This window comes from Gordonia aurantiaca, from assembly GCF_039939235.1.
In the GTDB taxonomy this organism is placed as follows: domain Bacteria; phylum Actinomycetota; class Actinomycetes; order Mycobacteriales; family Mycobacteriaceae; genus Gordonia.
Genome location: NZ_JBDUUF010000002.1, coordinates 525,497 through 550,780 on the forward strand (window position 1 = coordinate 525,497; position 25,284 = coordinate 550,780).

Sequence of the window (25,284 nt, forward strand, 5' to 3'; positions counted from 1 at the left end):
TTGCCGATGAGAGTCAGCTCTGCCGCTCCAGGCGGTAGTGCAGGCGCAACGCACGGAACGGTCCGACCCGCAGCTCGTGGTCGGTGCGCAGTACGCCTTCGTCGTCGACGAAGACTCGGAACGATTCCCGTAGCGGCGGTTGCGCGGAGTACCACTGATCGCCGAAAAGCACTGAGACGTAGGCGCCGTCCTCGCCGAAGCGCCGCGAGCGCGAAGTCAACGTCAACGCGCCGTCGGCCTCCGCGCGGGGTGTGAGGAACACGTGGACGTTCCCGAGTTCGAGCGGGAACGCGACCGCGACGTGCGGCTGGCGCTGCCCGGGCAGGAGTGCAGATCGATAGAACCCGCTGTACACGGTGGAGCCGTCGAGGCGGAGCCTTCGTAGCCAGGCCGCGCCCTCCCGGCGACCGGCAGCGTCGGTGACGACCCGGACCTCACTCGACATCCCGCGGCTCACCGACAGCGGTTCGGTCGGCAGGGCGAGTTGTTCGACGCGGCGCCCGAACAGCGCCGCGACCGCAATCCCACCGGGAGCGAACAGCGGGTTCCACTGCGACCACACCTCCATGCGCCACGACCCGGTCCGCTCGTAGAAGTCCCGCACCCTCGGATGCAGGTCGGCGGAGCGGAAATCCGGGCCGTCGAGCACCGACATGTCATCGAAGAGGCCGGCCGCCGGTGACGGGGGAGCGACCGCTCCGCGTCTTTCGTAGGCGTGCAGCCATGCATCGCCGACTTCGTGCCGTTCGTTGTACGGGGCGGTGAGGAACGCCGATTCCGGCGTGGACGGGTCGACGCGCCGGCCGACCGTGCGCCACCACCGGCGGCTCAACGGATCCAACATGTGCGCCATACTGCGGGCCATGCCGCACGACGCTAGCGGGCGAATGCCTGTTCGGGCGGAAATGGTCCACAGGTGCCCTGTTGCCGGCACCCTCCACCGGGAATGTCTGCCGCGCCGCGGCGCTTACTATTGTCCCCGGTGTCCGCGCCGCCCCAGCCGTCTGAGAGGACTCATCCGACCATGACCATCCAACCGAACACGCCCGCCGCGACCCCGTCGGCGGAACCGGCGCACACCGAGCTGTGGGTCGAGCGGACCGGCACCCGTCGCTACACCGGCCGCAGCTCCCGCGGCGCCGAGGTGCTCATCGGCTCGCAGGACGTCGAGGGTGTCTTCACCCCGGGCGAGTTGCTGAAGATCGCGCTGGCGGCGTGCACCGGTATGGCGTCGGACCGGCCGCTGGCGCGCCGCCTCGGCGACGACTACGACGCCACCATCCGCGTCAGCGGCGACGCGGACCGCGAGAACGAGGTGTACCCGCGGCTCGAGGAGGTCCTCGAGCTCGACCTGTCCGAACTCGACCCCGAGGCCGCCGAGCGGCTGCTCGTCGTCGTGCGGCGCGCGATCGACGCGGTCTGCACCGTCGGGCGCACCATCAAGGCCGGCGCCGAGGTCGACCTGAAGATCACCACCGAGTAGCCGCGCGGCAACAGACACGAGCGAGAATTCAGTCATGAGCACCGAGCAGAGCGATCGGGTCCGTCTGTCGGCCTTCGTCCACGGACACGTTCAGGGCGTCGGGTTCCGGTGGTGGACACGGTCTCGCGCGCTGGAGCTCGGCCTGGTCGGTTCGGCATCGAATCTGGCCGATGGTCGCGTGCACGTCGTGGCCGAGGGCCCCCGTGAGAAGGTGCTCGCCCTGCTGGACGCGCTGAGGTCCGGAGAGACGCCCGGACGGGTCGATCTGGTCGTCGAGAGCATCGACCCGCCCCGCGGCGGACTGACCGGTTTCGTCGAGCGGTGAGTGTCGCCCGAATCGCATCGCGATGGTGAGTACTCTGTACCGTCGTGCACCTCAAGAGCCTGACCCTGAAGGGCTTCAAGTCGTTCGCCTCGGCGACGACCCTGCGCTTCGAGCCGGGTATCACGTGCGTCGTCGGCCCCAACGGCTCCGGTAAGTCCAACGTCGTCGACGCCCTGACCTGGGTCATGGGCGAGCAGGGCGCCAAGGCGCTGCGCGGCGGGAAGATGCAGGACGTCATCTTCGCGGGCACCTCGGGTCGCCCGCCGCTCGGTCGCGCCGAGGTGACACTCACGATCGACAACTCCGACGGCGCGCTGCCCATCGAGTACTCCGAGGTCTCCATCACCCGCCGCATGTTCCGCGACGGCGCGGGCGAGTACGAGATCAATGGCAACTCGTGCCGCCTGATGGACGTCCAGGAGCTGCTGAGCGACTCCGGCATCGGCCGCGAGATGCACGTCATCGTCGGTCAGGGCCGGCTGTCGGCGATCCTCGAGTCCCGGCCCGAGGACCGGCGCGCCTTCATCGAGGAGGCGGCGGGCGTCCTCAAACATCGCAAGCGCAAGGAGAAGGCCCTGCGCAAGCTCGACGCGATGCAGGCCAACCTCGCGCGTCTCACCGACCTCACTGCGGAGCTGCGCCGCCAGCTCAAGCCGCTCGGCAGGCAGGCCGAGGTGGCCCGCCGCGCCCAGTTCGTGCAGGCCGAGCTGCGCGACGCCCGGCTGCGGCTGGCCGCCGACGACCTGGTGACGCGTCGTGCCGAGATGGCCGAGCACGCCGCGGTCGAGGAGGAGGTGCGTCGCAAGCAGGACGAGGTGGCCGCCGAGCTGGACCGCGCCAATGCCGAGCTCGCCGAACACGAGCAGCAGCTCGCCGAGATCGTCCCGGCGGCCGAGGCCGCGGGGCGCGCCTGGTTCCGGCTGTCGGCCCTCGCGGAGCGGGTCGACGCCACCCGCCGCGTCGCCGCAGAGCGCAGCCGCTACCTGAGCGAGGCGACCACCGAGTCCACCGGACCCGATCCCGAGGAACTCGAGGCGCAGGCCCTCGAGGCCGCCGAACTCGAGGCCGAGCTGACCGAGGCCGTCGAGATCGCCGCCGAACAACTCGAGACCGCGCGCGAGGAACTGCGTGAGCGCGAGGCGATCGCGGAGGCCGCCGAGGCCGCCCACCTCGCCGCCGTGCAGGCCATCGCCGACCGTCGCGAGGGACTCGCGCGGCTCGAGGGGCAGGTCGACAACCTGCGGACCAAGGCGGAGTCGGTGGACGCCGAGGAGCAGCGCCTCACCGCGGCCATCGCCGGCGCCACCGAGCGCGCGGAAGCGGCCACCGCACAACAGGATTCGGCGGCGGGGGAGCTCGCGAAGCTGGAGGCCTCCGAGCAGGCGCTCGACGAGCACCACGAACGATGCGTCGCCGCACTGAACCTCTCCAACGAACGCGTCGCGACCCTGCAGGCGCAGCACCGCGAGGCCGAACAGTCGATCGCGTCCCTGACCGCCCGCGTCGAGGCCCTGGCCATGGGGCTCGAGCGCAACGACGGCGGCGCGTGGCTGCTCGACAACGCCCCCGACGGGCTGCTCGGGCCGATGTCCGAGCTGGTCACCGTGGAACCGGGGTTCGAGACCGCGATCGCCGGGGCGCTCGGTCCCGCGGTCGACGGCATCGTGACCGTCGACGGGATCGCTGCTGTCCGTGCGCTCGAGGCGCTGAAGGCCGGCGACGGGGGACGGGCGGCCCTGATCTGCGGCGGACTCGACGGCGCGGCCGCGCGCAACCGTGAGGTGCCGCTGCCGGACGGCGCGCGCTGGGCGTCGTCGGTGGTGCAGTGCGGCCCGGAGATCCGCGGCGCCATCGACACCGTCCTGGCCGACACCGTCATCGTTGACGACCCCGCACAAGGGTTGGAGCTCGCCCGGGAGCTGGGCGTGCGTGCGGTCACCCACGCCGGCGACCGGATCGGCCCGGCCTCGATCGAGGGCGGTTCGTCGCGCCGGCCCTCGACCCTCGAGGTCCAGTCGGCCATCGATGCGGCCGCCGAGGAGTTGGCCGCCACCAAGCGTCGTCTGGAGGAACTCGAGGCCGCTCTCGACGGCGCGCTCGCCGAACAGCGGGAGCGCCGCGAGGCCGCCGAGGAGGCGCTGGCGGCACTACACGAGTCCGACGCGAGCGTCGGCGCCGCCTACGAGCAGATGGCGCGCCTGGGCCAGGAGATCCGCAACGCCCGGGCCGAGGCCGACAAGTACACCCGCCAGCGCAACCTCCTCGAGAAGGGCCGCGAGGAGACGTTGCAGACCCTGCACGAGCTCGAGGAGCGCCTACGGCTGGCCCGCGACGAGTCCGACACAGGCTCCGAGGACGCCACCGACGACGCCGAACGGGCCGACGCGGCGGCCGCGGTGGGCATCGCTCGCGGCGCCGAGATGGAGGCCCGCCTCGCGCTGCGCACCGCCGAGGAGCGCCTCGCCTCGGTGCGCGGCAAGGCCGATTCGCTGCGTAGCGCGGCCCAACGGGAACGCGAGGCCCGCGAACGAGCCCGCCGTCAGGACGAGATCCGCAGACAGGCCGCCGGGGTCGCTGCCGCCGTCGAACGCGCCGGTGCCCAGGTGGCCGAACGGCTCGCCGCCGCCGTCGCCTCCGCGCAGGCCGGCCGCGACGAACTCGAGGAGATCCGCCGGGAGCGGTCGGCGACGCTCGACGAGCTGCGTCTACGGACGGGGGAGCTGACCACCACGCTCAACTCGCTGCGTGACACCGTCCATCGCGACGAGGTGGCCCGCGCGCAGGTGGCGTTGCGGATCGAGCAGCTCGAGGAGCAGATCGTCGAGACCTTCGGCATGGCTCCCGACGACCTGATCGCCGAGTACGGGCCGGACGTGCCGATGCCGCCGACCGCCCTCGAGATGCAGGAGTACGAGGAGGCCAAGGCGCGCGGCGAGCAGGTCGTGGCGCCCGCACCGATGCCGTACGACCGCGCCACGCAGGAAGCCCGCGCGAAGAAGGCGCAGAAGGACCTCAACACGCTCGGCAAGGTGAACCCGCTCGCGCTCGAGGAGTTCGCCGCGCTCGAGGAGCGCTACAACTTCCTGTCGTCGCAGCTCGAGGACGTCAAGGCCGCCCGTAAGGACCTGCTCGACGTCGTCGAGGAGGTGGACAACCGCATCCTGCAGGTGTTCACCGAGGCCTACGCCGACGTCGAGCGCGAGTTCGCCCAGGTGTTCCAGACGCTGTTCCCCGGCGGCGAGGGGCGCCTCGTGCTGACCGAACCGGACGACATGCTGACCACCGGCATCGAGGTCGAGGCGCGACCGCCGGGTAAGAAGGTCAAGAGGCTCTCGCTGCTGTCGGGTGGTGAGAAGTCGTTGACCGCGGTCGCGATGCTCGTCGCGATCTTCCGCGCGCGTCCGTCGCCGTTCTACGTGATGGACGAGGTGGAGGCCGCGCTCGACGACACCAACCTGCGTCGGCTCATCAAACTCTTCGAGCAGCTGCGCGAGAAGTCGCAGCTGATCGTGATCACCCACCAGAAGCCCACCATGGAGATCGCGGACGCCCTCTACGGCGTCAGCATGCGCGGTGACGGCATCACCACGGTCATCTCGCAGCGCATGCGCGGCGTGAACATGCCCGTGGCCCAACAGGAGGACACCAGCCAGTGAACACCGGAATCATCATCGGCATCGTCGTCGCGGTACTCGTCGTGGCGGCGCTGATCGCGCTCGGACTGGTGCTGTCGCGTCGACGCCGCATCTCGCTCGCCGAGAAGCCCGATCGGACGCAGATCGTCGACGGCACCACCCGGCAGGTCGACAGATCCGGTGGGTACAAGGCGGGCACGGGCTTCACGTTCAGCCGGAGCGATTCGGACACCGCGCTGGCCGAGCCGCCCAAGCCGGCCCCAAAGGCCGAGTCGCCGATCGAGAAGCCGGTGCAGCCCGTGTCGGAGCGCACCGACGTCGACGGTCAGCCCGGTGTGGGCGACGACGCCGCCGTCCCGCGTGATTCCGTGCGCCGCCCGATCACCGATGTCGTACTGCCCGAGGTCACCGAGGAAGTCGAGACGGGGCCGGCGACGACGGAGCCGGAGGCCGTCGAGGACACCGCGCCGGAGGTCGTCGAGGACTCCGCGCCGGAGGTCGTGGAGGACTCCGCGCCGGAGGTGGTGGAGACCACTCCGCAGGTCGTCGAGGAACCCGCGACCGCGGCACCCGAGGAGACGGTCGCGACCGAGGAGCCCGTCACCGTCCCGGACGACGCCTCGGCCGTGACCGCCGCGCCGCCGCGCGAGGAGATCGCCCCGACCGCGGGCCGGCTGGGCCGCCTGCGCGGACGCCTCGCACGATCGCAGGGTGCCATCGGCAAGAGCGTGCTCGGCCTGCTCGGCGCCGGCGACCTCGACGAGGAGAGCTGGGAGGAGATCGAGGACACGCTGCTGATGGCCGACCTCGGCACCTCGACCACGATGACCGTCGTCGAGCGGCTGCGCACCGAGCTCGCGGCCAACCCGGTGAGGTCGGCCGACGAGGCGCGCACCCTGCTGAAGAAGGTGCTCGTCGACGAGCTCGATCCCGGTCTGGACCGTTCGATCAAGGCGCTGCCGCACGCGGGGCGTCCGGCCGTCGTGCTGGTCGTCGGTGTCAACGGCACCGGCAAGACCACCACCACCGGCAAACTGGCGCGCGTGCTCGTCGCCGACGGCCGCCGGGTGCTGCTGGGCGCCGCGGACACCTTCCGCGCGGCGGCGGCCGACCAGCTGCAGACCTGGGGTGAGCGGGTCGGCGCCGAGATCGTTCGCGGCAAGGAGCAGGCCGATCCGGCGGCGGTGGCGTTCGACGCCGTCGACCGCGGCATCGCCACCGGTGTGGACGTCGTCATGATCGACACCGCGGGCCGCCTGCACACCAAGACCGGCCTCATGGACGAGCTCGGCAAGGTCAAGCGCGTCGTGGAGAAGAAGGCCCCGGTCGACGAGGTGCTGCTCGTCCTCGACGCGACCATCGGCCAGAACGGACTCGCGCAGGCCCGCGTGTTCGCCGAGGTCGTCGACATCACCGGCGTGGTGCTGACCAAGCTGGACGGCACGGCCAAGGGCGGCATCGTCTTCCACGTCCAGAAGGAGCTCGGAGTCCCGGTGAAGCTCGTCGGCCTGGGGGAGGGTGCGGACGATCTCGCGCCATTCGAACCCGAGGCGTTCGTCGACGCGCTCCTCTGAGCGGTCAACCGACGAACACGACGGCGAACCCGACCGGGCCGGCTCTCGTGTGGGCCGGCCCGGTCGTGCGTTCGATCCGTGGACCATCGCACCGACGTGAATCGGCTTCCGCGATCCGCAATCCCGGACCGGAGGCGGCAAACGAAAACTGAGACCCGCCTCAGAAGCCTCCAGGCGATTTACATCCGCGAAATACAAATCGTCAATCGGGTTACGTGCCTGAAACCTGGGGGCACCACTGCTGAAACCGTCTGCCGACAGTCTCTTTGGAGGCGCCGAGCCGTCGGCGCATCCTGAGGAGGTTTCTACAGTGGTTTTGGCGCTGCCAGAAGATGCGTTTGGCGCATTCGACACCGGCGACACCGCGTGGATCATCACCAGCGCGGCGCTGGTCCTGTTGATGACACCCGGACTCGCGTTCTTCTACGGCGGACTCGCACGAGGCAAGTCCGTCCTCAACATGATGATGATGTCGTTCATCTCGCTGGCCACCGTCAGCGTGGTGTATGTCCTGTGGGGCTTCTCGATGGCCTTCGGCAACGGCATCACCGGTGACGACGACATCGCCGGGTTGTTCTCGAACCCCTTCTCGCTCTTCGGCTCCGGCCAGCTGGCCGACACCCTTCCCGGACCGGACGGCACCGAACTCGTCGTGACCGGCGGCCTCACGATCCCGTCGTTCGTGTTCATGGGATTCCAGCTGACCTTCGCGGTCATCACCGTGGCCCTCATCTCGGGTGCGCTCGCCGAGCGCGTCAAGTTCGTCACCTGGACCGTCTTCACCGTCATCTGGGCGACCATCGTGTACTTCCCGCTCTCCCACATGGTCTGGGGCGGCGGCATCATGTCGGGCGCCGAGAACGGCTTCGCCTCGTGGATCTTCGGCAGTGAGGACGGCGAGGCCAAGGTCGCGCCGATCGACTTCGCGGGCGGCACCGTGGTCCACATCAACGCCGGTATGGCCGCGCTGGTCCTGGCCCTCATCGTCGGCTCGCGTGCCGGCTTCGGTCGCACCGCCTACCGTCCGCACAACATCCCGTTCGTGATGCTGGGCGCCGCGCTCCTGTGGTTCGGCTGGTTCGGCTTCAACGCGGGCTCCGAGCTCGCCGCCGATGCCGTCACCGGCCTGGTGTGGGTCAACACCACCGCTGCCACCGCCGCCGCGATCATCGGCTGGCTCGCAGTCGAACTCATCCGCGACAAGCACGCCACCAGCGTCGGCGCCGCGTCGGGCATCGTGGCCGGCCTGGTCGCCATCACCCCCGCGTGTGGCGCCCTGACCCCGGTCGGCTCGCTCATCCTGGGCCTCATCGCCGGCGCCCTCGCGGCCCTGGCCATCGGTCTGAAGACCAAGTTCGGTTACGACGACTCGCTCGACGTCGTCGGCGTCCACCTGGTCGCCGGCCTGTGGGGCACCGTCGGCATCGGCTTCCTCGCCAAGGACGTGGGCCTGTTCTGGGGCGGCGATTACAAGCAGCTCGTCGTCCAGGTCGTGATCGCGCTGTTCGCCCTGGTGTTCACCGGTGTCCTGACCGCGGTCATCGCCTTCGCACTCAAGCCTCTCGGCTGGCGTGTCAGCGATGAGGACGAGAAGAGCGGCATCGACGAGGCCGAGCACGCTGAGACGGCCTATGAGCTGGCATGACGCTCACGCCAATCGCTACTACGCTGACACCCGTGGAGAGGGATAACTAATGAAGCTGATCACTGCAATCGTCAAGCCGTTCACGCTCGAGGACGTGAAGGCCGGCCTGGAGCAGGCGGGAATCCTGGGCATGACCGTCAGCGAGGTCCAGGGTTACGGACGCCAGAAGGGCCACACCGAGGTCTACCGCGGTGCCGAGTACTCGGTCGACTTCGTCCCCAAGGTCCGTGTCGAGGTCGTCGTCGACGACGCGGCCGTGGACAAGGTCGTCGACGTCATCGTGGAAGCCGCCCGCACCGGCAAGATCGGTGACGGCAAGGTATGGGTCTCGCCGGTCGAGTCGGTCGTGCGAGTCCGCACCGGTGAGCGTGGTGGCGACGCTCTGTAAGTGAGTCGGCGCCCTTAGCGAAACCGAAGGCGGCCCCGCGTCCGACGACCCGTCGGCGCGGGGCCGCACCGTTCACGGCCGGTTCGCCATCCCGGTACACACCGGGGAACCGCCTCGAGACACAGGAGACTCCCGTAGCCGCAACCGATCTCGCCAAGACCCGCCGGCAGCTGACCGAGTCGAGCCGGAACGGGAAACTCGACGCACCGGCACTGCGCCAGGTGCTCGTCGACCTGCACGAGTTCTGGCTGACCAGCAAGGGCGCCGAACTCGGCATCAAGGACCACAGCGGATTCGCCATCGTGGCCGTCGGAGGACTCGGTCGTGGCGAGCTGCTGCCCTACTCCGACCTCGACCTGATCCTGCTGCACGACGACATGCCCGCCGAGCGGGTCTCGGAGGTCGCCGACGGGCTCTGGTACCCGCTGTGGGACGCCAACATCCCGCTCGACCACAGCGTGCGTACGGTGCCGCAGGCCCTGCAGGTCGCCGCGGAGGACGTGACCGCCGCGCTCGGTCTGCTCGAGGCCCGCCACATCGCCGGCGACGAGGACCTGTCGTCGCTGTTGATCGGCGGCGTCCGCCAGCAGTGGCGCAACGACATCCGCAACCGCTTCTCCGATGTCGTCGCACACGCCCAGGACAGATGGCGCCGTGCGGGCGACATCGCCCACCGTGCCGAACCCGACCTGAAGAACGGCCGCGGCGGACTCCGCGACGTCCAGCTCCTCAATGCGCTGGCCATCGCCCAGCTCACGCACGGGATGGGCGGGCTGCGGCCGGATTCGCCGGGCGCGAGTCCGCAGGTCTCATACACCCGGCTGCTCGACATCCGCACCGAACTGCACCGCATCGCGGGTCGTCCGCGCGAACAGGTGCGCGCGCAGGACGCCGACGAGATCGGCGCCGCGCTGCGGATCGGGGACCGCTTCGACCTCGCGCGGGTCATCAGCGATTCCGCCCGCACCATCAGCTATTCCATCGACGTCGGGCTGCGGACCGCGGGCAACGCGTTGCCGCGCCGCGGCCTGGCGAAGCTGCGACGTTCCCCGCTGCGCCGGCCGCTGGACGAGGGCGTGGTCGAGCACAGCGGCGAGATCGTGTTGGCGCGCAACGCGATTCCCTCCAAGGATCCGGGCCTCATCCTGCGGGTCGCCGCGGCGAGCGCCCGCACCGGCCTGCCGATCAGCGCGTCGACGCTGAGCCGGCTCGCCGACTACGCGCCCGAACTTCGGGAGCCGTGGCCCTCGGAGGCGCTCAGCGACCTGTTGGTCCTGCTCAGTTCCGGCCACCACATGGTCGACCCGATCGAGGCGCTCGACCGCACGGGCCTGTGGGGAAGGCTGCTGCCGGAATGGGGGGCCGTGCGCGACCTCCCGCCGCGTGACGCCATCCACACCTGGACGGTTGACCGACATCTGGTGGAGACCGCTGCCCACGCCAGTTCGATGACGACGCGGGTGTCGCGTCCGGACCTGCTCGTGCTCGGCGCGCTCATCCACGACCTCGGCAAGGGGCGCGGGGCCGACCACAGCATCGTCGGCGCCGAACTCGCCGTGCAGATCGGCAACCGGTTCGGGCTGTGGCCGCAGGACGTGCAGATCCTGTCCGACATGGTCCGCCACCACCTGCTGCTGCCGCAGGTGGCGACCCGCCGCGATCTCGACGACCCGGCCACGGCGGAGTACGTGGCCACCACGCTCGGGCACAGCCGGGTGCTGCTGGAACTACTCGCGGCGCTGGCCGAGGCGGATTCGCTGGCCACCGGCCCCGGCGTCTGGGGGGAGTGGAAGGCCTCGCTCATCGGCGAACTCGTGCGCAGGTCGATGCGGCACATCGAGGGCGCCCCGCTCGAGGCGCCGGAACCGCTCACGCCCGAACAGCTCGAGGTGGCCGCGGACGACGAGTACGCGGTGCGGCTCACCCGGGCCGACGGTCAGCACACCTACGACGTCACGATGGTCGCGCCCGATCAGCCGGGCCTGCTGTCGAAGATGGCGGGCATCCTCGCGCTCGGCGGACTGCGGTCGCACAAGGCGACCGTGCAGAGTCACGAGGGCAAGGCGATCAACACGTTCGTCGTCGTGCCGCTGTTCGGCACGCCGCCCGACGCCGGCCTCCTGCGCCAGCAGCTCATCGCCGCGGTCAACGGAAAGCTCGACGTCCTCGATCGACTCGACACCCGGGAGAAGGAGTCGCCCATCCCGACCATCGCGACCGTGGCGACCCAGCCGGGCGCGGCGGTGGCACTCGGGGCCAGCGCGGGCAGCACCGACCCCGACGTCGACGGCGCGGGCCATCCGAAGAACGCCGTGCCCGCGCTCTTCGCCGTCGCTCCGCCGCGGGTGACGTGGCTGGACTCGCCGGACTCCGACTCCGCCCTGCTCGAGGTGCGTTCCGACGACCGCATCGGCCTGCTGAGCCGGGTCTCGGCGGTACTCGAGCGTCACGGCGCCGACATCCGATGGGCGAAGGTCTCGACCCTGGGTGCCACCGTGGTCGACATCTTCAGTCTGCGGCTCGCCGAGGACACCGAGCAGACGCGCGCGTCGATCGCGGAGGCGATCGTCGCGGTGTGCCCGCCGCCGCAGCCCAAACGCGACCCCGACGGTGACGGCTCGTCGTCGGGCGGCACGACACGGTCCGGGGTGCCCATCTCCTGATGCCGTCGGGGTCCCCAGACCCTGAGCACCCCGGCCGGACATGGAAGTATGGGACTCATGTTCGATTCCCTCTCCGACCGGTTGACCGGTGCCCTCAAGGACCTCCGCGGCAAGGGGCGGCTGTCCGACGCCGACATCGACCGCACCTGCCGGGAGATCCGGCTCGCCCTCCTCGAGGCGGACGTCTCCCTGCCGGTCGTGCGCGCCTTCATCTCCCGGATCAAGGAGCGTGCGAAGGGGCAGGAGGTCTCGGCGGCGCTCAACCCCGCCCAGACCGTCGTCAAGATCGTCAACGAGGAGCTCATCGGCATCCTCGGCGGCGAGACCCGGCGCATCCGGTTCGCCAAGACCCCGCCGACGGTGATCATGCTCGCCGGCCTGCAGGGCGCCGGTAAGACCACGCTCGCCGGCAAGCTGGGCAACTGGCTGAAGAAGCAGGGTCACACCCCGCTGCTCGTGGCCTGCGACCTCCAGCGTCCGGGCGCGGTCTCGCAGCTGCAGATCGTCGGCGAGCGGGCTGGTGTGCCGGTGTTCGCGCCGCATCCGGGCACCAGCGTCGGCGGTGACGGCGAACTCGGCATCACCGCCGGCGACCCGGTCGCGGTCGCGCAGGCCGGTGTCGAGGAGGCCAAGGCCAAGCTCTACGACGTGGTCATCATCGACACCGCGGGCCGCCTCGGCATCGACGCGGAGCTGATGAAGCAGGCCTCGGACATCCGCGACGCCACCTCGCCCGACGAGGTGCTGTTCGTGGTCGACGCGATGATCGGTCAGGACGCCGTCACCACCGCCGAGGCGTTCGCCGAGGGCGTGGACTTCACCGGCGTCGTGCTGACCAAGCTCGACGGCGACGCCCGCGGCGGTGCGGCGCTGTCGGTGCGCGAGGTCACCGGCCGGCCGATCATGTTCGCGTCGTCGGGGGAGAAGCTCGACGACTTCGACGTCTTCCACCCCGACCGCATGGCCAGCCGCATCCTCGGCATGGGCGACGTGCTCAGCCTCATCGAGCAGGCCGAGCAGCACTGGGACGCCCAGCAGGCGGAGGCCGCCGCGGCCAAGATCACCCAGGGCGAGCTGACCCTCGAGGACTTCCTCGAGCAGATGCTGATGATCCGCAAGATGGGGCCGATCGGCAACATCCTCGGCATGCTCCCGGGTGCGGGACAGATGAAGGACGTGCTCTCGCAGGTCGACGACAAACAGCTCGACCGCGTGCAGGCGATCATCCGCGGCATGACGCCCGAGGAACGGGCGAACCCGAAGATCATCAACGCCTCGCGCCGCCTGCGTATCGCCAACGGCTCGGGCGTGACCGTCAGCGAGGTCAACCAGCTCGTCGACCGCTTCTTCGAGGCCCGCAAGATGATGGCCGCCATGTCCGGCCGCATGGGCATGGGCGGTGTGAACCGCAAGAAGAACAAGAAGGGCGGCAAGAAGGGCAAGAAGGGCAAGGGCCGCGGGCCGACGCCCCCGAAGATGCGCGGCGGGTTCCCGGGAATGCCGGCGGGCATGCCCGGCATGCCCGGCGGGTTCCCGGACCTGTCGAACATGCCGCCCGGCCTCGATCAGCTGCCCCCGGGACTCGAGGGCATCGACATCTCCCAGTTCCAGCAGCCCAAGAAGAAGTAGGCATGGCAACCGGCGCGCGTCACTATCGGGGTAACGATCCGCTGACCGGTGAGCCGGTCGAGTTCTGGGTGGACGGGGAAACCATCTCCACCACGCCCGTTCCCGGAGCCGAGACCGCCGTCGACGGCGGCTGGATCCTCCCGGGACTCGTCGACGCCCACAACCACGTGGGCATCGCACCCGGGCTGGGCGTCGACATCGAGCAGGCCCGCGGCTTCGCGTATGCCGACGCCCGGGCGGGGACGCTGCTGATCCGCGAGGTCGGGTCGCCGCTGGACACCCATCCGCTCGACGACGATCCGCTGTGTCCGCGGTTCATCCGCGCCGGCAAGCACATCGCCCGGCCGAAGCGTTACCTGCGGGACTACGGCGTCGACCTCGACGACCCGGACGAGCTCGCCGCCGAGGTGGCGCGTCAGGCCGAGGCCGGGGACGGCTGGGTGAAATTGGTCGGCGACTGGATCGACCGCGAGGTGGGCGATCTCACCCCGCTGTGGAGCCGCAGCCAGCTCGAGTCCGCGGTGGAGGTGGCGCACTCGAAGGGCGCCCGCATCACCGCACATGTCTTCGGTACCGACGCCCTCGTCGACCTGATCGACGTGGGCGTGGACTGCATCGAACACGGCACCGGGCTCACCGGCGACCTCGTCGACAAGATGGTCGACAAGCGGATCGCGCTGGTGCCGACCATGATCCAGGTCGACAACTTCCCGGGCATCGCCGACGGCGCCGGCCGGTTCCCGACGTATGCCGCGCACATGCGCAAGCTGCACGCCGACGCCGGCAAGGTCTTCGATGCGGCCCGTGAGGCCGGGGTCGCGATCTTCGCCGGGACCGACGCGGGCGGGTTCGTCGAACACGGACGCATCGTCGACGAGATCGAGAGGTTGGCGACCGTCGGACTGGGCAACGCGGGGGCCATCGCGGCCGCCAGCACCGAGCCCCGACGCTGGCTCGGCGCCGGTCTGCTCGAGGACGGCGATCGTGCGGATTTCGTTGTGTACGCAGAGAATCCGGTCGACGACCTGGGTGTCCTGCGCCACCCGACGGCGGTGGTGTCGTCAGGCCGACACCTCTTGTGAGGAACGCCACAAGCCGGTTGCTGGTTGCGTTTCCTACTGCCGCGTAAGGTAGCAACCGCGTTGCACTGGTCCGCCTGGGAACGGACCGATCAGCTCAGTGCAGACCCGACCGGTGTCCAGGGGTTGGACGGGGGAACCGGCAGAGGTCGCGCAAAGCCTGGGGGCCGAATCCTCGTCGATTCGGTGGGCGAAGAGGGATGGCGACGTACGGCATGTGGTTGTTCTCGCGGGGTGGACAACCACATGCCGGTTCTTTTTCGGGGAGTTCCGCCCCGACCGCCGGGTGTGGCGACGGATTTCTCTTCCGGCCGCCGGTTTGGCAGAATGGACCGTCGGTTCGTCGGATACGGTCACGGCCGCCCGACGGTCACACCGAAACAGATCGCAAAACCGGGTCCACCAGTCCGGGTGGGCCGCAGAATTGCGCAGTGACCACACGAAAGTAGTGACATGGCTGTCAAGATCAAGCTCACGCGGCTCGGCAAGATCCGCAACCCGCAGTACCGCATCGTCGTCGCCGACGCTCGGACCCGCCGCAACGGCCGGGTGATCGAGACCATCGGCAAGTACCACCCGAAGGAAGAGCCGAGCTTGATCGAGGTCGACTCCGAGCGGGTGCAGTACTGGCTCGGCGTCGGTGCGCAGCCGACCGAGCCCGTCGCCGCCATCCTGAAGGTCACCGGCGACTGGCAGAAGTTCAAGGGCCTGCCGGGTGCCGAGGGCACCCTGAAGAAGGCCGAGCCCAAGCCGTCCAAGCTGGACCTGTTCAACGCCGCGCTCGCCGCCGCCGAGAACGAGCCGGTCGCCCAGGCCGTCACCCCGAAGAAGAAGGCCGCCAAGAAGGACGAGGCCCCGGCCGCCGAGGCGCCGGCCGAGGCCGCCGCAGAGGGTGACGCGTGAGCGCTGTCGTCGCCGACGCGGTCGAACACCTGGTCCGCGGGATCGTCTCCAATCCGGATGACGTCCGCGTCGACCTCGTCACCGGCCGTCGTGGCCGGCTCGTCGAGGTCCACGTGAACCCCGACGACCTCGGCAAGGTCATCGGCCGCAACGGCCGGACCGCAACCGCACTGCGCACACTCGTCGCCGGTATCGGCGGACGCGGGATGCGTGTCGACATCGTCGACACCGACCGCTGACCCGAGCATCGTAGGACGCTTTGATCGTGGATCTCGTCGTCGGACGTGTGGTCAAGTCACACGGCATTCGTGGCGAAGTCGTCGTCGACGTCCGTACCGATGAGCCCGAACTGCGCTTCGCGCGCGGATCGGTGCTGCGTGGCCGTCTGCCGCGCGGAGGCGGGGAACGAGAATTCACCGTGACAGCCGCCCGGGAACACTCCGGGCGGCTGTTGGTGTCTCTCGAAGAGGTCGCCGACCGCACCTCCGCCGATGCGCTGCGCGGCACGCTGTTCCTCATCGACTCCTCACAGGTCGAACCGTCCGACGACCCGGACGAGTTCTACGACCACGAGCTCGAGGGTCTGCCGGTGCAGCTGCTCGACGGCACCGAGGTCGGCGTCGTCGAATCGGTGCTGCACCTTCCCGCCGGTGAACTGCTCTCCGTGCGCAACCCCGACGAGCGGGAGGTGCTCGTGCCCTTCGTGAAGGAGATCGTGCCGACGGTGACCCGTGAGCTCATCGTCATCGATCCGCCGGAGGGTCTGCTCGATCCCGACTCGGAAGACTCGAAGTGATCGGGACCCGAGCATGAGGATCGACGTCGTCACGATCTTCCCCGAATACCTGACCCCGCTGCGGGTCGCCCTGCTGGGCAAGGCGATCGACGCCGGCAAGATCAGCGTCGACGTCCACGACCTGCGGGACTGGACACACGACGTGCACCGCAGCGTCGACGACTCGCCGTACGGCGGTGGCCCCGGCATGGTCATGAAGCCCGAGGTATGGGGCCCATGCCTGGATGACGTGTGCCCCGACGACGCGCTGCTCGTGGTGCCCACGCCGGCCGGTGTCCCGTTCACCCAGCGCACCGCCCAGCGGTGGAGCACCGAGAAGCACCTCGTCTTCGCGTGCGGCCGATACGAGGGCATCGACCAGCGCGTCTTCGACGACGCGGCCCGCCGGGTGCGCGTGGAGGAGGTCTCGCTCGGTGACTTCGTCCTCATCGGCGGCGAGGTCGCGGCGATGGCGATGATCGAGGCCACGGTGCGGCTCATCGACGGCGTGCTCGGCAATCCCCGCTCGCACCAAGAGGATTCGTTCTCCGACGGTCTTCTCGAAGGACCGAGCTACACCCGGCCGGTGAGCTGGCGCGGGCTCGACGTCCCGTCGGTGCTGCTGTCCGGCGATCATGCGAAGGTCGCCCGATGGCGGCACGAGCAGGCGCTCGCCCGGACCCGGGAGCGCCGCCCGGATCTTCTCCCCGCGGCCGATCCTGTGGATCCGGCCGGTGACCGGGAAGGTGATTCCCGCTAACATCACCGAGAACCGACAGCCGTTCACCGGCTAAGATTGTCGCGGGGGGATGACAATGCAGGGCTACTCGGCGATGGTCGACGCTCTCGACCGCCAGCGCGCCGATCTCGCGCGCACGCGGGCGGCCCTGTCCGAACTGACCTCCCGTGCCATGAGTCGTGACCGACTCGTCGCGGTGACCGTGAACGCCCGCGGCCTGGCCGTCGACATCTCCATCGAACCCGCGGCCCTGCGTCGCTACCGCGCCGATCAGCTGTCCGAGCTGCTCACCGCCCTCATCGCGGAGGCGGACCGCGCTCTCGCCGCGCGCCGTGCCGAATTGCTCTCGGCGGCAAGTGTTTCCGGGCCCGACTACGACGATGTGACGATCGAGGTCCGATGAGTGCCCCCGATCCGTCGCGCCGCACCGATCACGACCGGCTGATCGCCGACACCGGTGCCGCGGCGGATCTGTCGGCGCGCCTGGCCAAGGCCGAGGTTCTGCTGCAGACGGTGTACTCCGAACTCGTCGAGCTGCTCGCCGACACCGACACCGCGGTCGGGGTGGGCGCGGCGGCAGCGGCGTTCCGGACGGGTTTCGGGCCCGTGTCGGCGGAGGCTGCCGACCTCCTGCGTGAACTGACCGAGCGGGTCGGGGCGCATCGCGAGGTCGTCACGCGAGGTGTCGCCGCCGTGATCGACGCCGACCACGACGCCGCGGCGTCGCTGGGGAACGTGATCGAGCCAGGAGACCCCGATGACTGACCCGCTCACCGGTCTCTCGCCGCGGCAGATCGCCGAGGAGCTCGTGCCGGGCATCTGGCCGACCTCGGACGTGGATGCACTCCGCGAGGCGGCGCGTCGTGCGCGGGCACTGGCCGAGTCGGTGGAACGCGTGGCCGACCTCGTGCTGTCGGCGACCCGGTTGTACGCCGCGTCGGCGGCGGGGGAGTTCGGTCGGTCGGTCGTCGCGTCGCTGACCGGGCTCGCCGACTCGGCACCCGAGTCCTTGCCCACCGTCGCCGCACACCTGCAGGTGATGGCGTCGTCGCTCGACCGGTACGCGGACGTCGTGGCCGAGACCGAGGAGCAGATGACCGCCATCGCGCTCATCGCCGACCGAGACCGCCTGCACGCGGAGGTCCTCGCCGCGGTGGGGGACGACTCGCGGCTGGTGAGCGCGGCGAGTGCCGGCCGGATGGCGCTGACCGCGGCCGGTGACGAGTACACCGACCGGGCCGCCGAGGCCGGACAGGCCGCCGGGTCGACGCCGCCACCCGCCGCCACCGCGGGCATGATGCCCTTCGCCCCGATGATGGGTGCGCTGGGCGCCGCCGGAGCGATGGCGGCGGGCGCCGGATCGGCCGTCGGCGCTGCGACGCGCCTTCCGGGCGAGTCGGGTCCCGGCGACCTGGGCTGGTTGCGACGCCGGGCCGACGCGGTCCAGGCGAGCGTGCCCGCGAACATCGCGGGGTGGTTCCGGACCGCCGTCGGAGTGGGCCTGGGGGCGCGGGGCCGGCGCGTGGTGGTCGTCGGGACGAGTGATCCGCAGCCCTACCAGCGGCCTGGCCTCGACCTCGCCGACGACGAGGGGCTCACCGCCAACGGGCGGGCACCCGAGCTCGCGGTCGTCGAACACATGAGGAATTCGGGGATCACGCCGAAGGCGGTCGCCGCCGCGACCCCGATGGACTCGTCGACCGTCGCCGCCCTGCAGGCGGCCGGCATCGTCGTGCTGGACCCGGGCGGCCCACGCTAGCCGGCTCGGGAACCTCCGGTGACCGGCGATTTCGTCGTGCGGGGGTCCCTCTGGCACAATAGTCGGGTTGCCTGCCGACGATGACCCCTGCACGGGCTCGCCGCGCACGCATACGACGACTCGGAGTACGAACCGGTCGAAGCCCAACCGGCCCGCCAGGTTCCTCTGCTCAACGTTCACGCCAGACAAGGACCCGAACAATGAACACGCTCGATTTCCTCGACAAGAAGTCCCTCCGCGACGACATCCCGGAGTTCGGACCCGGTGACACCCTTGACGTCCATGTCAAGGTCATCGAGGGCAGCAAGGAACGCATCCAGGTGTTCAAGGGTGTCGTGATCCGTCGCCAGGGCGGCGGCGTCCGCGAGACCTTCACCGTTCGGAAGGTCTCGTTCGGCGTCGGCGTTGAGCGCACCTTCCCGGTTCACAGCCCGAACATCGCCAAGATCGACGTCATCACTCGCGGTGACGTCCGTCGCGCCAAGCTGTACTACCTGCGCGATCTGCGTGGCAAGGCCGCGAAGATCAAGGAAAAGCGCTGACCCGTCTACCCTGACGAGGTGGCCGACACTCAACGACCCCGCGAAGATCACGACGCAGACGATCCGGATCTCGGCAACGGTGGCACCGATGCCGGGCAACGGCCCTGGCGACTGAAGTCCGACAAGGACGACGCCGACAAGAAAAGTTCCACATCCGGATCGTTCCTGCGCGAAGTCGTGATCATCGTGGGGTGCGTTCTTCTTCTCACCTGGGTGCTGCAGACCTTCATCGGCCGGCAGTACGTGATCCCGTCGGAGTCGATGGAATCCACGCTGATCGGGTGCGACGGATGCACCAACGACCGGATCGTCATCGACAAGATGGTCTACCGCTTCGGGGACCCGCAGCCCGGCGACGTGGTGGTCTTCAAGGGGCCCTCCGAGTCGTGGAACGGTGCGTGGATCTCGCCGCGGTCGACCAACCCGGTGACGCACAAGATCCAGGACGCGCTGTCCTGGTTCGGGTTCGCGCCGCCGGACGAGAACGATCTCGTCAAGCGCGTCATCGCGACCGGCGGGCAGACCGTCGAGTGTCACAACGATGAGGGTGTCGGCGTCAAGGTCGACGGCAAGCCGTTGCACGAGCCGTACATCAACATGGAGCTGCAGCGCGAGACATACGCGGCATTCGGTGATCCGGCCGGCCCGGAGGGCAAGCTGCCGCCGTGCCTCGGACCCGACTTCGGGCCGATCAGGGTCCCCGAGGGCAACGTGTGGGTGATGGGTGACAACCGCCTGAATTCCCAGGACTCGCGCTACCACGTCGACGACAAGTACCACGGCACCGTGCCGATCAGCGATATCCGCGGCAAGGTCCGGACCGTCATCTACCCCTTCTCCCGGATCGGTGGTGTCGGTTCGTACAACCCCCAGCAGTGATGGGATGATGCGGAAACCATGAGCCGGTGGCCACCACGTTCACCCATCCGGCGGGCAGCCGGATTGCGCACCTTCGAGTTCGCCCTGCACCGGCACGGTCTCGGTCCCGTCGCCGGGGTGGACGAGGCGGGTCGAGGGGCCTGCGCTGGGCCGCTCGTGGTCGCGGCCTGTGTGCTCAAACCGACCCAACTCGCCTCGCTCGCCGACCTCGACGACTCGAAGCGGCTCACCGAGAAAACCCGGGAGCAGCTGTACAGGTCGGTCACCCGCTACGCCCAGGCCTGGAGCGCAGTGGTGATCGAGGCGGCGGAGATCGACCGGATCGGCATCCACGTCGCGAACATCGAGGGTATGCGCCGGGCAATCGCGGCCCTCGACATCCAGCCCGGATACGTGCTGTCCGACGGGTTCGCCGTGCCCGGGCTGACGGCACCGTCGCTGCCGGTCATCGGGGGTGACGGGGCGGCCGCGTGCATCGCGGCGGCCAGCATCATCGCGAAGGTCACCAGGGATCGCATCATGGTGGCGATGGACGATGAGCATCCAGGCTACGATTTCGCGATCCACAAGGGGTACAGCACGGCGCTCCACATGTCGCGGATCGATGCCGCGGGGCCGTCGCCACAGCACCGCATGTCGTACCGCAATGTCGCGGCACGAGTGGTCACCAGCGCAAACGACAACAGGGATAGGCTTACAGGATGAGTGCTGAGGATCTCGAGAAGTACGAAACCGAGATGGAACTCTCTCTGTACCGCGAGTACAAGGACATCGTCGGGCAGTTCACCTACGTGGTGGAGACAGAGCGGCGCTTCTACCTTGCCAACGCGGTCGAGATGATTCCGCGCAACACCGACGGTGAGGTGTACTTCGAACTGCGTATGAGCGACGCCTGGGTCTGGGACATGTACCGGCCGGCGCGCTTCGTCAAGCAGGTCCGGGTGATCACGTTCAAGGACGTCAACATCGAGGAGCTCGAGAAGCCGGAACTGCGGCTTCCCGACGAGCCATGAAGAGATCTCCTGTGACGCGCCGGGTGATGCTGCCGGCTGTCGGTTGGTGTTGACAACACCCGGGGCGTCCACAGATTCGGCCGCGGCGGACCCGTTCCCGCCGCGGCCGATGTGTTTTCGCCGATGCTTCGGACATGAGCGAAGCCAGGAGTCCCGGCAGACCGGCCAACCGTCGTGCGCACGTGGGGCGGCTGGGGGAGGATGCGGCCGCCGAGTACGTGGGATCGCTGGGCTGGGTGGTGCTGGAACGCAACTGGCGCAACCGCTACGGCGAACTCGACCTCATCGCCGCCGACGGCCCGGTGCTCGTGGTGGTCGAGGTGAAGACGCGGGCCGGGCGAACCTACGACGACCCGGTCATGGCGGTCACTCCGGAGAAGCTGGTGCGGATGCGACGCCTGACCCGGATGTGGCTGGCAGAGCAGGAGCCCAAGTGGGCACAGGTCCGGTTCGATGTGATCAGTGTGCGCCTCGACGGGTTCGCGCCCGACGGCCCGGCACGGATGCGCATTCGTCATCACCGGGGTGTGTACGAGTGAGGACGGCTCCCTGCTACAGCTTGCCCTGTTACAGCCTGCCCTCCTAGAGCTTGCCGAGGTCGGACCGGATGAGCATGACGTTGTAATCGCTCCAGCGGGAGGCGTTGAAGTAGAGCAGACCGCTGGAATCACCCTTCAGCGCAGGCGAACTCGGCAGCATCATCGGTCCGTAGACCACTACGGTGTTCGGGGCGACGATGTATCGCGGTGGGCTCCAGGGGCCCTCGGGGTGGTCGGCGGTGCGCAGGCGGACGCCGTTGTCACCGTCGAGCATGATGTATTTCTTCAGATATGGGCTCCACGCGACGGACAGCTCGGTGACCGGCTGCTTGACCACGATCGCGGAACCGTCGTCGGGGATGTCGGCGATGTCGTCGACCCAGCCGCGGTCCCTGCCTGCCCAGTACTCGTAGCGGTCGAGGTCCAGGATGTCCCCGGGTGCGAACCGTGCGAGGAAGGCGGCGCCGAAACGTCCGTTGGGTGTGCCGAATTGGTAGACGTAGCCTGCCTCGTCGGTGCCCGGGCGGCCACGCATGTAGGCGCTCTGCTGGAACTTGCCGTTGTTGTACTCGACCGGCCGGAGATCGCCGGGCAGCGCCAGCGAGACCGGCAACGGCGAGTTGATCAGTACGGTGCTCGGGTCGGTGTGCCACGACTGGCCGTTGTCGTCGGACCAGGCGATGCCGGAGAAGTTGGTCACCCAGTTTCCCGCGGTGCCCCACGAGCGGACCGACATGTAGTTGATGTACTGCCGGAAGCCGTTGCCGTGGGGGAGGGCGATCGCAGCGGTGGGGATGGTGGTGACCTCGACGTTCGAGATACCCAGCGACGGGATGAGCTCCGCGGCGAAGTCGGCCCGGTCCCGGATCACGGTGCCGGAGGTGCTGTCGCCGGCGACGCCGTCGGGGACTGTCAGCTTGCCGTCGGTGAAGTCGTCGTCATCGGTCCGCAGGAGGACATTGTGCCGCCACTCCTGATTTGCCGCGCGGCAGTTGCCGAACGTGTCGCCGAATGCCATGAGCGTCTGACCCGAACCGTTGTCCCAGGCGATCCCGAGGTCGGTGCCGCTGATGCCGAACCGGTCGTAGGTGTCGTTGACGCTGCGCGGGCCCGTCACCCAGCTCAGCACGCGCGAGATGGTGCCGGAGTAGAAGGGCAGCGCACCCTGCGGTCCTGTCTCCGGTCCGCTGGAGCTCCCGGCGGATCCGGACGAGCCGAGCCCGAGGAAACTCGAGCCGTTGCCGGCGTTGCCGCACGGAGCGGCTTCGGCCACTCCGGTTCCGGTGGTGACAAGGACCGTGGACGTACCGAGCGCGAGGGCGCCTGCGAGCGCCAGTCGGACACCCCTGGTGAAACGGCTGGGCACGCATGACCTCCGTGTGGCAGGTGTTGCTCAAGTGATTATCGTGAATATTGTTACTAGAGTTATGTCACAGGTGGGGAGGGTGGGGGTCACGATCGGGTGTCGGGAAGTCGCGAGTCGAGCGCGTGGTCAGCGGATGAGGTGGCGCTCCTCGGCGCCGGTGCGTTCCTGCCAGCCGACTCGTTCGAGCTCGGGGACGTCGCTCTCTCGTTCCGGGTAGCCGATGCACAGGTAGGCGACCAGCTTCCAGCGCGGCGGGACGCCGAGCACTGCGGTCACCTCGTCGGGGTCGAGGATGGACACCCAGCCGACGCCGACGCCGCGGGCGCGGGCGGCGAGCCACATGGTCGTGATCGCCGCGACCACCGAGTACTCGAGCGTTTCCGGGATGGTCATACGGCCGAGCCCGTGCCCCTGGGCGGGTTCGGGTTCACAGAAGACCGCCAGGTGTACCGGTGCGTCGTCGAGTCCGGCGAGTTTCAGCGACGAGTACAGCTGGGCGCGCGCGCCGGAGTAGCCGTCGAGTGCCTGTGAGTTGCAGCGGATGAAGCTGTCGCGTACGACTTCTCGGGCAGCGGTCGTCTGCACCTCGACCCACCGCCAGGGCTGGCTGTTGCCGACCGACGGCGACAGCTCGGCGGCCTCGAGGATCTCGGGGAGGAGATGGGGTTCGAGTGGTCGGGTGTCGAAGCGGCGCACGTCACGACGCCAGCGGAAGAGGCGGTCGAGCTCGGCGACGAAGGAATCACCGAAGGTCCCGTCGTCTGTCGGGGGCGCTTCTGCCAGGAGGGCGTCGATGCCCACTGCCGTTTGGGTGTTCACTCGTGTCGTCTCCCGTTTCCTCGACCCAACACGATACTCAGAAGCGGACCGGCCCCTCCTCGATTTCGTGGTGTCGGCGTGCCCGGTGTTGTTCCGGCGCGCTCGGTTCGCCGGCGGGCGTGCCTGTCTGCCGGCCGGTTCCGTGGGCGCGGTGCGTCGCCGTCGGTGATGATGCGTGGTCGGGGTGGGCCCGGTGGTGGTTGTTCGCACCGGATGCGTCGCAGGTTCGGAAGGAGTCTTCGAGGGTTTCGGCGGGCCCGGGTAGGCGGCAGACACAACTGCCGCGAGATGCGGAGGACGGTGTCGGTGTGGCCGTGACCACGACACGTTGCCCCCTGCAACGGATCTGGCCGAGCCGGCCGGTCGACTCACATGCGGACCAGGCCGGCGCGACCACCGACGATCCCGATCGACCGCATCACAGCAGGTTCGACACCCGCTGCACCAAACCGTGTACCGGACAATCATGTTGCGGTTGTTCCCGGAAACCGGGACAAGCGGCAACAGGATCACCACGGATCGGTGATCCTCCAGTCGGTGAGTACGTACAGCACCACGAGTGCGGCGATCTCGAGGACGCCCAGAACCAATCCGAATGCCGCGATCGATGCTCCGTCTTCGTGGTCACGGCGTAGGACTTCGGCGATTCCGATTGCTCCGAAGACAACAGCGGGCACTGCAATGAGGGTGAGGCCGCTGAAAAGGCTGATGATCGCGCAGAGGTTGGTCCTGCGGTGGACGAGTTGTGAGCTGGTTTCGGGGACGGCGTGAAGGTCTGCGGCGGTGACGAAGCCACGTCGTAGGAAACTCGACATGACTGACGTCTAGCACGCCGTACCTGTTTCGTGACCGGATTCGGAGGCCGAATTCACTCGAATGGAGGGTCGCTCGATTCAGGTTGACGTCGCAGCGACTTCGATCCGTACGGGCGATCTAAGCCGAAGTCGCAGAACCGACTCCTCTGGTTACATGCGACATAGTCTCGCGGAATCGCGGAATCGCGGGGGGTAAGTCCCCTGGGTTGGTGGGGTTTCGGGGCTGGAGCCGGACGGGATGGACTGTGCCCGGTGTGTCTTGAGGGCTTTGGGGTGGGTCATCGCGTAGTGGTCAGTGAGTTACCTACCAAGTGACTCAAGCAAAGGACACACCACACGATGACCCAGGACCATTCTGCCCTGCTCGCCCAGCTCGATGCACTCCGCTCTGCTGATGCGGGGGCGGTGTTCGCCGAGCTGATCCGCGCCGGTCTGCAGGCGTTGATCGAGGCCGAGGCCACCGAGGTGATTGGGGCGGGGCGCTACCAACGCAGCGAGGGCCGCAGCACGCACCGCAACGGGCACCGACCCAAGACCGTGTCGACCACCGCCGGGGATATCGAGGTCCAGATCCCCAAACTGCGTTCCGGGTCCTTCTTCCCGTCACTGCTCGAGCGCCGCCGCCGCATCGACAAAGCCCTGCACGCGGTGATCATGGAGGCCTACGTTCACGGGGTGTCCACCCGCAGCGTCGATGACCTCGTCGCCGCACTG

General features: G+C 69.0%; 26 protein-coding genes. 22 read left to right on the top strand and 4 right to left on the bottom strand.

Annotated elements, in window-relative coordinates:
• Positions 1 to 13: 13 nt before the first annotated feature.
• A complete protein-coding gene (locus tag ABFT43_RS07365; protein ID WP_347959712.1) occupies positions 14 to 865 on the bottom strand; it encodes a hypothetical protein in 852 nt (283 codons plus the stop codon).
• Positions 866 to 1,024: 159 nt separating this feature from the next.
• Between ABFT43_RS07365 and ABFT43_RS07370 the strand changes: the two genes are divergently transcribed.
• From ABFT43_RS07370 to ABFT43_RS07470, 21 genes are all read left to right on the top strand, one after another.
• Complete coding sequence (locus ABFT43_RS07370) at positions 1,025 to 1,483, top strand: OsmC family protein (protein ID WP_347959713.1); 459 nt, start codon at positions 1,025 to 1,027, stop codon at positions 1,481 to 1,483.
• 34 nt (positions 1,484 to 1,517) lie between these two features.
• On the top strand, positions 1,518 to 1,808 hold the full coding sequence (locus ABFT43_RS07375; protein ID WP_347959714.1) for an acylphosphatase: 291 nt from the start codon (positions 1,518 to 1,520) through the stop codon (positions 1,806 to 1,808).
• A gap of 44 nt (positions 1,809 to 1,852) precedes the next feature.
• The gene (gene smc, locus ABFT43_RS07380; protein WP_347959715.1) at positions 1,853 to 5,464 is read left to right on the top strand and encodes a chromosome segregation protein SMC; all 3,612 of its coding nucleotides are present in this window, start codon (positions 1,853 to 1,855) and stop codon (positions 5,462 to 5,464) included.
• Positions 5,461 to 7,017, top strand: a complete 1,557-nt coding sequence (ftsY, locus tag ABFT43_RS07385) for a signal recognition particle-docking protein FtsY (protein ID WP_347959716.1) — start codon at positions 5,461 to 5,463, stop codon at positions 7,015 to 7,017. The genes smc and ftsY overlap by 4 nt, the downstream gene beginning before the upstream one ends.
• 310 nt (positions 7,018 to 7,327) lie before the next feature.
• Positions 7,328 to 8,662, top strand: coding sequence for an ammonium transporter (locus ABFT43_RS07390; protein ID WP_347959717.1), 1,335 nt, complete (start codon positions 7,328 to 7,330; stop codon positions 8,660 to 8,662).
• A 49-nt stretch (positions 8,663 to 8,711) separates the two neighbouring features.
• Positions 8,712 to 9,050, top strand: a complete 339-nt coding sequence (locus ABFT43_RS07395) for a P-II family nitrogen regulator (RefSeq protein WP_004572306.1) — start codon at positions 8,712 to 8,714, stop codon at positions 9,048 to 9,050.
• A gap of 170 nt (positions 9,051 to 9,220) precedes the next feature.
• On the top strand, positions 9,221 to 11,713 hold the full coding sequence (locus ABFT43_RS07400) for a [protein-PII] uridylyltransferase (protein ID WP_457590114.1): 2,493 nt from the start codon (positions 9,221 to 9,223) through the stop codon (positions 11,711 to 11,713).
• 57 nt (positions 11,714 to 11,770) lie between these two features.
• Positions 11,771 to 13,342 carry a signal recognition particle protein gene (gene ffh, locus ABFT43_RS07405; protein ID WP_347959718.1) on the top strand — a complete coding sequence of 524 codons (1,572 nt, stop codon included), beginning with the start codon at positions 11,771 to 11,773 and terminating at the stop codon, positions 13,340 to 13,342.
• A gap of 2 nt (positions 13,343 to 13,344) precedes the next feature.
• A complete protein-coding gene (locus tag ABFT43_RS07410; RefSeq protein WP_347959719.1) occupies positions 13,345 to 14,424 on the top strand; it encodes an amidohydrolase family protein in 1,080 nt (359 codons plus the stop codon).
• Between the two features lie 450 nt (positions 14,425 to 14,874).
• Positions 14,875 to 15,324 carry a 30S ribosomal protein S16 gene (rpsP, locus tag ABFT43_RS07415; protein ID WP_347959720.1) on the top strand — a complete coding sequence of 150 codons (450 nt, stop codon included), beginning with the start codon at positions 14,875 to 14,877 and terminating at the stop codon, positions 15,322 to 15,324.
• Entirely contained in the window at positions 15,321 to 15,563 is a 243-nt protein-coding gene (locus ABFT43_RS07420; protein WP_347959721.1) for an RNA-binding protein, read from the top strand. Before rpsP ends, ABFT43_RS07420 begins: the two co-directional genes overlap by 4 nt.
• 26 nt (positions 15,564 to 15,589) lie before the next feature.
• Complete coding sequence (gene rimM / locus ABFT43_RS07425; protein ID WP_347959722.1) at positions 15,590 to 16,120, top strand: ribosome maturation factor RimM; 531 nt, start codon at positions 15,590 to 15,592, stop codon at positions 16,118 to 16,120.
• 13 nt (positions 16,121 to 16,133) lie between these two features.
• Positions 16,134 to 16,859, top strand: a complete 726-nt coding sequence (trmD, locus tag ABFT43_RS07430; protein WP_347959723.1) for a tRNA (guanosine(37)-N1)-methyltransferase TrmD — start codon at positions 16,134 to 16,136, stop codon at positions 16,857 to 16,859.
• 55 nt (positions 16,860 to 16,914) lie between these two features.
• Positions 16,915 to 17,241, top strand: a complete 327-nt coding sequence (locus ABFT43_RS07435; RefSeq protein WP_347959760.1) for a YbaB/EbfC family nucleoid-associated protein — start codon at positions 16,915 to 16,917, stop codon at positions 17,239 to 17,241.
• Positions 17,238 to 17,603: a hypothetical protein gene (locus ABFT43_RS07440; protein WP_347959724.1), complete on the top strand. Its 366-nt coding sequence runs from the start codon at positions 17,238 to 17,240 to the stop codon at positions 17,601 to 17,603. The genes ABFT43_RS07435 and ABFT43_RS07440 overlap by 4 nt, the downstream gene beginning before the upstream one ends.
• Complete coding sequence (locus tag ABFT43_RS07445) at positions 17,596 to 18,597, top strand: hypothetical protein (RefSeq protein WP_347959725.1); 1,002 nt, start codon at positions 17,596 to 17,598, stop codon at positions 18,595 to 18,597. The genes ABFT43_RS07440 and ABFT43_RS07445 overlap by 8 nt, the downstream gene beginning before the upstream one ends.
• 200 nt (positions 18,598 to 18,797) lie before the next feature.
• A complete protein-coding gene (gene rplS / locus ABFT43_RS07450) occupies positions 18,798 to 19,139 on the top strand; it encodes a 50S ribosomal protein L19 (protein WP_006898508.1) in 342 nt (113 codons plus the stop codon).
• Between the two features lie 18 nt (positions 19,140 to 19,157).
• Positions 19,158 to 20,018: a signal peptidase I gene (gene lepB / locus ABFT43_RS07455; RefSeq protein WP_347959726.1), complete on the top strand. Its 861-nt coding sequence runs from the start codon at positions 19,158 to 19,160 to the stop codon at positions 20,016 to 20,018.
• An 18-nt stretch (positions 20,019 to 20,036) separates the two neighbouring features.
• Positions 20,037 to 20,723 carry a ribonuclease HII gene (locus ABFT43_RS07460; RefSeq protein WP_347959727.1) on the top strand — a complete coding sequence of 229 codons (687 nt, stop codon included), beginning with the start codon at positions 20,037 to 20,039 and terminating at the stop codon, positions 20,721 to 20,723.
• Positions 20,720 to 21,031 carry a DUF2469 domain-containing protein gene (locus ABFT43_RS07465; protein WP_005198978.1) on the top strand — a complete coding sequence of 104 codons (312 nt, stop codon included), beginning with the start codon at positions 20,720 to 20,722 and terminating at the stop codon, positions 21,029 to 21,031. The genes ABFT43_RS07460 and ABFT43_RS07465 overlap by 4 nt, the downstream gene beginning before the upstream one ends.
• A 134-nt stretch (positions 21,032 to 21,165) precedes the next feature.
• The gene (locus ABFT43_RS07470) at positions 21,166 to 21,570 is read left to right on the top strand and encodes a YraN family protein (RefSeq protein ID WP_347959728.1); all 405 of its coding nucleotides are present in this window, start codon (positions 21,166 to 21,168) and stop codon (positions 21,568 to 21,570) included.
• 43 nt (positions 21,571 to 21,613) lie between these two features.
• Here ABFT43_RS07470 and ABFT43_RS07475 read toward each other — a convergent pair whose 3' ends face one another.
• The 3 genes from ABFT43_RS07475 to ABFT43_RS07490 form a co-directional block, all read right to left on the bottom strand.
• The gene (locus ABFT43_RS07475; protein WP_347959729.1) at positions 21,614 to 22,936 is read right to left on the bottom strand and encodes a DUF4185 domain-containing protein; all 1,323 of its coding nucleotides are present in this window, start codon (positions 22,934 to 22,936) and stop codon (positions 21,614 to 21,616) included.
• Positions 22,937 to 23,062: 126 nt separating this feature from the next.
• Positions 23,063 to 23,719: a 5,6-dimethylbenzimidazole synthase gene (bluB, locus tag ABFT43_RS07480; RefSeq protein WP_347959761.1), complete on the bottom strand. Its 657-nt coding sequence runs from the start codon at positions 23,717 to 23,719 to the stop codon at positions 23,063 to 23,065.
• A gap of 545 nt (positions 23,720 to 24,264) precedes the next feature.
• Complete coding sequence (locus ABFT43_RS07490; RefSeq protein ID WP_347959730.1) at positions 24,265 to 24,570, bottom strand: DUF4190 domain-containing protein; 306 nt, start codon at positions 24,568 to 24,570, stop codon at positions 24,265 to 24,267.
• A 339-nt stretch (positions 24,571 to 24,909) separates the two neighbouring features.
• Between ABFT43_RS07490 and ABFT43_RS07495 the strand changes: the two genes are divergently transcribed.
• On the top strand, positions 24,910 to 25,284 hold a 375-nt coding region (locus ABFT43_RS07495), incomplete at its 3' end, for a transposase (RefSeq protein WP_347959731.1).